Genomic DNA, 6,203 nt, shown 5'->3' on the forward strand with positions numbered 1-6,203 from the left:
GGGCCGGAAGCCGGGCCGGTCGGTCCCGGCCCGGGCCGGCCGGGGTCAGCTCGCGGCGGCCAGATGCTCGGCGATCGCGGCCAGGAACTCGGCCGGCTTCTCCAGGAAGGGCGAGTGCCCGGCGTCGGCGATCGGCACCTCGCGGTACCGGCCGCCCGCCGCCGCATACCGCTCCAGCACGCCCCGCGTCTGACTGACCATGGGCTGCACCGGGTAGGCCTCGGGGCCGGGCCAGCCGGGCACCACCCCGAGTTCGCCGAGCCGCGCCAGGTCGTACAGGGAGGTGTCGGAGACGATGACGTCGTCGGTGCCGCGGACCCACAGGATCGGCGGCTTGGGCTCGACGACCTGCAGATCATCGATGCGGAAGTGGTTCGGCGCCATGGTGTTCAGCACGCCACGGGAGCCGGCCACCAGCCCCGGCCAGGTCTGGGTGACCCCGAGGTCGCCCGGGTAGTGGTCCGGTCCGAGCCGGGTCGACAGCATCGACTCGACCATGTAGTCCAGCCCGTCGGGCACGAACGGCGGCTTGACGTAGTGGGCCAGCAGGACGTTCCGCGGCGCCAGCGGTCCGTCGCCCGACCGGTCGCCGGCGGCCAGCCGCTCGACGAACTGCGGGTTCGCCGTGCCGCCCCCCGAGCCCAGGCCGGGCGGGTCGGCCGGGACCCCGTCGACGCCGGAGGTCCCGCCGAAGCCGAACGGGGACACCGGGTTGACCAGGGTCACCGACGCCAGGGCGGCCGGCTGGTCCCGCAGGCACTGCAGCACGACACCGCCGCCCATGCTCCAGCCGATCAGGTGCACCCGGTCCAGTTGCAGGGCGGCCAGGGTGGCCCGGACGTCGTCGGCGTAGTCGCGGACGCCGCGGGTCGCGTCCACCGGCTCGGGATCGGTGTCGCCGAATCCGCGCAGATCGACGGCGATCGGCCGGTACCGCTCCGGCAGGTCGAGCATGAGCCGCTGCCAGAACAGCGCGGAGGAGACGTTGCCGTGCACCAGGACGACGGGGATGCCGTCCCGGCCGTCGATCTGCAAGGTGTTGACGGTCAGGCGGTCGGTCGGGACGCGGGCGGCGATGATGCCGGGCAGGAGAAGGTCCACCCCGGCATTCATTCACATCCGCGGTCCGGCGGCCGCCGCGGGTCACCGGGCGGGATCGGCGGGCACCCGTCCGCGCCCGCCGGCGGGCGGCCCGGCGATCGCTCGGGCGACCGGCCCGGGACGATCGGGTCGCGATCGGGCCGCGCTCAGTGGCCGACGGCCACCAGGTGGCGCTCCTCGGCCGGCGCGGTCGGCTGGGCCGGGATCGCGCTGGTGCCGGACAGCTCGCGGGACAGGCTGCGCGCGGCGATGGACAGCGGGCCCAGCAGCGGCTGCAGATCGGTGCCCAGGTCGCGGACCGACAGCTCGATGGCGGCCAGGACGTCGCCGCCGGCGCCGAAGACCGGCACGGCCACGCCGCAGACGCCGGGCTCGAGCTGCCACTTGGCCACGGCGACCCGAGTCAGCCGGGTGACGCCCAGGGCCCGGCGCAGCCGGACCGGGGCGGTGACGGTGTGCGGGGTGTACTGGCGCAGCCCGCGCAGGATGGTCATCTCCACGGTCCGCTGCGGGGAGAAGGCCAGCAGCACGCGGCCCATCGCGGTGGCGTGCAGGGGCAGGGTCGCCGCGGACGAGAACGCGGTGGCCGGGCGGGGGCCGGGGTCCTTCTGGATGTAGGCGACCTCGAGCTCGCGCAGCACGCCGAGCCGGGCCCGGCACTTGGTGACCGCGGCCAGATCCTCCAGGACGTAGGGCGCCCGATCGCCGACGCTGGGCGGGGCGGCGTCCGTGCCGCCGATGGTGCGCAGCGGCAGGCCGGCCCGGTACTGGCCGTCGGTGGTGCGCTCCAGGAGACGGCGGGCGGCCAGCTCCGACGTCAGCCGGTGCGCGGTCGAGACCGGCAGACCGGCCAGGCGGGCGATCTCGGTGAGCGAGTGCTCGCTGCCCTCGGTGAAGGTCATCAGAATCGACGTGATCTTGCTGGTCACCGAACGTCCGGACTCGGTCGCGTTCCCGGCCAATGATCTCTCCCGCCTTTGGGGCAGCACGGGGACACCGGTCACCGTGCTGCGTACTCAGTCAATTCACGTCCGCACCGGACGGGTGGGCCGTCCGGACACTCGTCGGCCGCGTGGACAGATGAACGAAGAACCGGTGACACCTGGCTCGATGTCCGCATCTGTGACGCTCTGCGCTGCCGATGCCCCTACCTTGTCAACCGACCGACCGGCGAACAACCGGCTTGTACCGCTGAGTGGAACACCAAGGTTCCGGGCCCCGCCGGGGCCCACTGCGTGATCCGGATGGGGGCCGGGCCTGCACGGTGCGCGGCGCCCGCTGTCGGGGCGCCGGTACATACTCGCTGGCACCGGCCCGACGGCCGGCGCGAACGAAGGAGGGGGTTTGTCCGCACCTGTGTCCGCCGGAGGGGTCGGCTCCGGGCCGGGTTCCGGATTCGGTTCCGGTCCCGGCGACGGCGCCGCGGGCGAGGCGATCGGCCGGGTGCTGGGCACCGAGGACGCGACTCCCCTGCAGTGGCACGTCGCGCTGCGCGAGGGCGACTACCTGCAGCTCGACGACGTGGTCACCACCCGGCGGGCGGTGCCCGGCGTCGGCGATGTGCTCGTCGCCGGCGTCGTCACCGAGGTGCAGGCGCGGCACGAGGGGGCCAGCTTCGGGTCCGACGTGTTCCTCATCAGCGACGGCGTGCTGCCCGCCCGCATCCAGGAGACCGCGGAGATCACCACCACCCGGGTCGATCCCGAGTGCTACGTGCCGCCGCTGCCGGGGGAGCCCGTTGTGCGGGCCGTCGGCGAGCACCGCGACCAGGCCCTGTCGTTCGACCGGATGGACCGCAGGCTGCCCGTCGGGTCCGGCCGGGACGGCTCCCCCGTCTACGTCAATCTCGACTTCGTCGACGGCTCCCGCGGCGCGCACATCTCCATCAGCGGCATCTCCGGGGTCGCGACCAAGACCAGCTACGCCCTGTTCCTGCTGCACTCGCTGTTCCGGTCCGGCGTCCTGGGCACCCGCGCGACCAATACCAAGGCGCTGGTGTTCTCGGTCAAGGGCGAGGATCTGCTGTTCCTGGACCACGCCAACGTCCGGCTGGACGACGAGCTGCGGGGCAGTTACGCGCGGCTGGGCCTGCCGGCCGAGCCGTTCTCCTCGGCCGGGTTCTTCTCCCCACCGACCCCGGACGATCCCACCGGGCGGCCCCACATCACCGGCCGGACCAGTGGGGTCGAGGCGTTCTGGTGGACCCTGGACGAGTTCTGCGCGGGTGAGCTGCTGCCGTTCGTGTTCACCGACGCCGAGGACGAACGGCACCAGTACACGATGGTCATCCACCAGGTCGCGGCCCGGCTCAAGCGTGAGGCGACCCCGATCGGCCGGGACGGCGGCGTCCGGATCGGCACCAGCACCTGCCGCACGTATTCCGAACTGGTGGACGTGATCGTCGACCGGCTGACCGCCGACGACACCCGTCCGGAGTGGGCGGGGCCGGTCACTGGCGCCGGCACCATCAACGCGTTCATCCGCCGGCTCACCGGATCGCTGACGCCGCTGCGCACGCTGATCCGGGCCGACCTGCCCGACACCGGCCGGCGGCGCATCGACACGACCAACCAGCAGGTGACCGTCGTCGACCTGCACAACCTGCGGGAGCGGGCCCAGCGGTTCGTCGTCGGCGTGGTGCTCGCCGCCGAGACCGCCCGCAAGGAGGCCGCGGGGCCGGGCAGCCTGCTCTTCACCATGATCGACGAGCTCAACAAGTACGCGCCCCGCGAGGGCAACAGCCCGATCAAGGACGTGCTGCTGGACATCGCCGAACGCGGCCGCAGCCTGGGCATCATCCTGATCGGCGCCCAGCAGACGGCCAGCGAGGTGGAACGCCGGATCGTGTCCAACAGCAGCATCCGGGTGGTCGGCCGGCTCGACGCCGCCGAGGCCGGCCGGCCCGAGTACGGCTTCCTGCCGCCCAGCCAACGGACCCGGGCCACGCTGGCCCGGCCGGGCACCATGTTCGTCTCGCAGCCGGAGATCCCGGTGCCGCTGGCCGTCGAGTTCCCGTTCCCGGCCTGGGCCACCCGCCAGTCCGAGTGCGGCACCCCGCCGCCGGCCCCGGCCACCCGGCCGACCGCGCCGGCCTTCCGCCGGCTGCCGCACGACGATCCCCCGCCGTTCTGAGGACGCCGACGTGAGATTCCTGCACACCGCCGACTGGCACATCGGCAAGACGCTCAAGGGCCGGGACCGGCTCGACGAGCAGTACGCCGTGGTCGGCCAGATCATCGAGCACGCCCGCGCGCAGCAGGTGGATGCGGTGCTGATCGCCGGCGACCTGTACGACTCGGCCGCGCCGACCGCCAAGGCCCAGCAGCTGGTGGTGCGGGCCCTGCTGGCCCTGCGCGACACCGGGGCCAAGGTCATCGCCATCGCCGGGAACCACGACAACGCGGCGACGTTCGACGCGTACGGGCCGCTGCTCGACGCCGTCGACATCACCCTGGTCGGACGGGTCCGGCCGGCCGAGGAGGGTGGCGTGGTCAGCTTCGACGCCCGGTCGACCGGCGAGCGGGTGAACGTGGCGGTGCTGCCGTTCCTGTCCCAGCGGTACGCGGTCAAGGCCGCCCAGCTGGTCGCGTCCACCCCGGCCGAGCTGTCCCGCGACTACGACGCCATGGTCCGCGAGGTCATCGACGCACTGGCGGCGTCCTTCACCCCGGACGCGGTCAACGTGATGATGGCCCACCTGACCGTCGTCGGCGGGTCGTTCGGCGGCGGGGAACGGCAGGCGCAGTCGATCTTCGAGTACCACGTGCCGGCCGCCGCGTTCCCGGCCGACGCGCACTACGTCGCCCTCGGGCACCTGCACCGGCGGCAGACGCTGCCGGCCCCCGCCCCGGTGGTCTACAGCGGGTCGCCGTTCGCCGTCGACTTCGGTGAGCAGGACAACACCTCGGTGGTCTGCCTGGTCGAGGCGTCGCCGACGACGCCGGCCCGGATCACCGACCTGCCGATCACCGCCGGCCGCCGGCTGCGCACGGTGCACGGCACGGTCGAGCAGGTCGTCGCCCGGGCCGACGAGCTCGCCGACGACTACCTGCGGGTGTACGTGCAGGAGCCGGCCCGGGCCGGGCTGCGCGAGGAGGTCACGGACGCGCTGCCGGGTGCGCTCGAGGTGCGCATCGACCCCGAGTTCGCCGTCGCGACCGCCGACCGGCATCCGGCCACGGACCGTCGGGACCGCTCCCCCGCCGAGCTGTTCGCCGACTTCTGCGCCGCCCGCGGCGTCGCCGACGAGCGGGTGCAGGCCCTGTTCGGGCAGCTCCACGACGAGATCACCGGCGCCGGGCGGGAGTGAGCCATGCGACCGGTTCGATTGCAGCTCAACGGCTTCGCCGCGTTCCGTGACGAGGCGGTCATCGACTTCGCCGATGCCGACTTCTTCGTGCTGGTCGGTGCGACCGGATCGGGCAAGTCCACCGTCATCGACGCCCTGACGTTCGCCTTGTACGGCACCGTGCCGCGGTGGAACCACCGCAGCATGGTGATGTACGGGCTTGCACCGACCGCCAACCAGGGCAAGGTCGCGCTGGTCTTCGACGTCGCCGGCCGGCGATACGTCGTCGCCCGGGAACTGCGGCGCACCAAGGCCGGCGTGCACGTGCGCAACGCCCGGCTGGACCGGCTGATCGATCCGACCGCCGGCGGTGGCATCGAGGACGAGGTCGAGTCGGTCGCCGCGGACAGCGGCGTGACCCCGGCGATCGAGAAGCTGCTCGGCCTGCCGTACGAGCACTTCTGCCAGTGCGTCGTGCTGCCGCAGGGTGAGTTCGCCGACTTCCTGCGGGCCAAGCCGGCCGAGCGCCGGACGATCCTGCTGCGGCTGCTCGGTGCGGGCCTCTACGCCGACATCGGCCAGCGGGCCAACGCCCGGGCCGGGCAGGCCGGCGCGCGGGTCGACCTGCTGGCCCAGCAGCTGACCGAGCTCGCCGACGCCACCGACGAGGCCGACGCCCGGGCCCGGCGGCGCGAGAACGAGCTGACCGCGCTGACCGCGACGGTGCAGGCGGAGCTGCCGCGGCTGAGGGCGGCCGCCACGGCGCTGGCCGAGGCGGACGCGGCCCGATCCCAGGTGGAGGCCGAGCGCGACG

At 73.5% G+C, this 6,203-nt stretch carries 5 protein-coding genes; 3 read left to right on the forward strand and 2 right to left on the reverse strand.

Annotated features, from left to right (window positions below):
- Positions 1 to 45 precede the first annotated feature (45 nt).
- Together ACOJUF_RS24150 and ACOJUF_RS24155 are read right to left on the reverse strand one after the other, a co-directional pair.
- Positions 46 to 1,101 carry an alpha/beta hydrolase gene (locus ACOJUF_RS24150; RefSeq protein WP_420124354.1) on the reverse strand — a complete coding sequence of 352 codons (1,056 nt, stop codon included), beginning with the start codon at positions 1,099 to 1,101 and terminating at the stop codon, positions 46 to 48.
- Between the two features lie 146 nt (positions 1,102 to 1,247).
- The gene (locus ACOJUF_RS24155) at positions 1,248 to 2,030 is read right to left on the reverse strand and encodes an IclR family transcriptional regulator (protein ID WP_420124355.1); all 783 of its coding nucleotides are present in this window, start codon (positions 2,028 to 2,030) and stop codon (positions 1,248 to 1,250) included.
- A 415-nt stretch (positions 2,031 to 2,445) separates the two neighbouring features.
- On the opposite strand from ACOJUF_RS24155, the gene ACOJUF_RS24160 reads away from it, so the two are divergent.
- The 3 genes from ACOJUF_RS24160 to ACOJUF_RS24170 all read left to right on the forward strand — a co-directional run.
- A complete protein-coding gene (locus ACOJUF_RS24160) occupies positions 2,446 to 4,233 on the forward strand; it encodes an ATP-binding protein (RefSeq protein WP_420124356.1) in 1,788 nt (595 codons plus the stop codon).
- A gap of 10 nt (positions 4,234 to 4,243) precedes the next feature.
- On the forward strand, positions 4,244 to 5,410 hold the full coding sequence (locus ACOJUF_RS24165) for an exonuclease SbcCD subunit D (RefSeq protein ID WP_420124357.1): 1,167 nt from the start codon (positions 4,244 to 4,246) through the stop codon (positions 5,408 to 5,410).
- A 3-nt stretch (positions 5,411 to 5,413) separates the two neighbouring features.
- A partial coding sequence (locus tag ACOJUF_RS24170; protein WP_420124358.1) for an AAA family ATPase occupies positions 5,414 to 6,203 on the forward strand: 790 nt, incomplete at its 3' end.

Source organism: Nakamurella sp. (assembly GCF_048594475.1).
Lineage (GTDB): Bacteria > Actinomycetota > Actinomycetes > Mycobacteriales > Nakamurellaceae > Nakamurella.